Source organism: Pseudoalteromonas sp. UBA6610 (assembly GCF_002433295.1).
GTDB classification, from domain to species: domain Bacteria; phylum Pseudomonadota; class Gammaproteobacteria; order Enterobacterales; family Alteromonadaceae; genus Pseudoalteromonas; species Pseudoalteromonas atlantica.
Genome location: NZ_DJHW01000074.1, coordinates 1,962 through 4,301, shown reverse-complemented (window position 1 = coordinate 4,301; position 2,340 = coordinate 1,962). Strand labels below are relative to the sequence as shown.

The following is a 2,340-nucleotide window of genomic DNA, read 5'->3' as shown; positions in this document are numbered from 1 at the left end:
AGTGGGGTCGCATTATAGGGAGAAACGTTTTATACGCAAGTGTTTTATTGAATAAAATTGCATTTAATTTATACCCATAAGAACCCCACATTAAAAACACATGTTACCCACAAAAGCCTGTGGATAAGACTGCTTTTTTGCTTTTAAAACTAAACTCTTTTGATTTGTTATGGTAAGTTGCCAGCACTTTTTCAACTCATGTACTTAGGTAGTATTCATGACAGATATAATAAATAGTATAAGTGCCTTACTTTGGGGCCAAGTTCTCGTCTACTTATTAATAGCAGCAGGTGTCTTTTTTACCATTCGGTTAGGCTTTATTCAATTTGTACAATTCCCCCATATGTTTAAAGTTATGTTTGGCTCACGTAAATGTGGTGGAGATGAGATTTCTTCTTTTCAGGCTTTTTGTACTTCTTTAGCGGCGCGTGTTGGAACAGGTAATATGGCCGGTGTTGCCGTGGCACTTTATTTAGGTGGCCCTGGGGCTATATTTTGGATGTGGCTGATTGCTTTAATAGGTATGGCAACTAGCTTTGCAGAAAGTACGTTAGCGCAAGCTTATAAAACTAAAGACGCTGATGGCAACTTTAGAGGTGGCCCTGCTTATTATATGGAGCGTGGTTTAGGCAAACGCTGGATGGGTGTGTTGTTTTCATTATGCTTAATTTTAGCCTTTGGCCTGGTATTTAATGCTGTACAGTCAAACTCTATTGCTGCCGCATTTGAAGTAGCGTTTGATGTACCTAAGTATATAGTAGGCATTGCACTTGTAATTGGCTCAGGCATTATTATTTTTGGTGGATTAAAAACAATATCACGTTTTGCCGAAATGGTTGTTCCATTTATGGCGCTTGCCTATTTGCTAGTTGCTATATATGTATGTGCGATTAACTTTACTGCCCTACCTGATGTTATTGTACTTATAATAAAAAGTGCTTTTGGTTTAGAGCAAGCAGGCGCCGGTGCAATTGGCTATGGTGTAACGCAAGCTATGATCCAAGGTATTAAGCGCGGTTTGTTTTCGAACGAAGCCGGTATGGGTAGCGCAGCCAATGCCGCAGCAACGGCAACACCTTATCCACCGCACCCAGCCTCGCAAGGGTATGTGCAAATGCTAGGTGTATTTATAGATACTATTGTGATCTGTACAGCCACTGCCTCATTAATCTTACTGTCTAATCAACTTGTGCCTGAATCGGGTGTATTAGGAATAGAGTTAACGCAAGCCGCACTACAAGAGCACGTAGGTGACTGGGGTACTTACTTTATTGCCATTGCCATTTTGTTTTTTGCATTTACCTCTATTGTCGCGAATTACTCATATGCCGAAACAAACCTAATGTTTTTAGAGCACAACTCTACTAAAGGAATGTTTATATTTAGATTACTTGTATTAGGTATGGTTATGTTTGGTGCCATTGGTGAACTAGGTATTATTTGGACACTTGCTGACATTTCTATGGGCCTTATGGCTATTGTAAACGTAGTTGCACTGTTTATGCTTTCAGGCGTTGTTGTGTGGTTATCAAAAGATTACAACGCGCAAAACAAGCAAGGTGTATTACCTACGTTTGACAAAGACAAGCACCCTAAGCTTGCCAAAGAGGTTGATCCTAACGCGTGGAAGTAACGCTAAATTAAAAGATTATTAAGCGAGCATTAGCTCGCTTTTTTTTGCCTTTCAAACTATATAAAAATTTATTAATGTATTTCAGAGATATATACCATAATTAAATATCAGTAATAGGCGCTTTTTGATTTACTTACGTACTATAAAATTGAAGTTTGTTATCTATAATATAAAGGAGTCATGATGGATGACCAATTGAACAAATACAGTATTGACACTACCGATTATCAGGTAGGTCAAGATAACGTACAAAAATGGGGGTTTGATGTTCATAACCCAGTGTTTGGAATAAGCGCATTTTTAGTCATACTATTTGTTGCCCTTACCTTATTGCTTGACCCTGAAGTGGTCAGAGAAGCACTTACCTCAACTAAAGATGCCATTATCAATAAATTTGATAGCTACTTCATGTTGATTGCTAATGGTTTCGTATTATTTTGCTTTGCACTTGCGCTCTCCCCTCTTGGTAAAATTCGCTTAGGGGGTGTTGATGCAAAACCTGAACATGGTTATCTCTCATGGCTGGCAATGTTATTTGCCGCAGGAATGGGGATAGGTTTACTATTTTGGGGTGTTGCAGAGCCCGCAGCCTATTATACTGATTGGTATTTAATGCCAATGAACGCAGAGCCAAATACCCCAGAAGCGCACTCTTTAGCCATGGGCGCCACCATGTATCACTGGGGCTTACATGGTTGGGCAATTTA

At 39.4% G+C, this 2,340-nt stretch carries 2 protein-coding genes; both read left to right on the top strand.

From position 1 onward, the window contains the following. Positions 1–217: 217 nt before the first annotated feature. Positions 218–1,633 carry an alanine/glycine:cation symporter family protein gene (locus tag B4F91_RS10185; protein WP_024033645.1) on the top strand — a complete coding sequence of 472 codons (1,416 nt, stop codon included), beginning with the start codon at positions 218–220 and terminating at the stop codon, positions 1,631–1,633. Between the two features lie 183 nt (positions 1,634–1,816). Continuing rightward, a partial coding sequence (locus tag B4F91_RS10180) for a BCCT family transporter (protein ID WP_288635708.1) occupies positions 1,817–2,340 on the top strand: 524 nt, incomplete at its 3' end.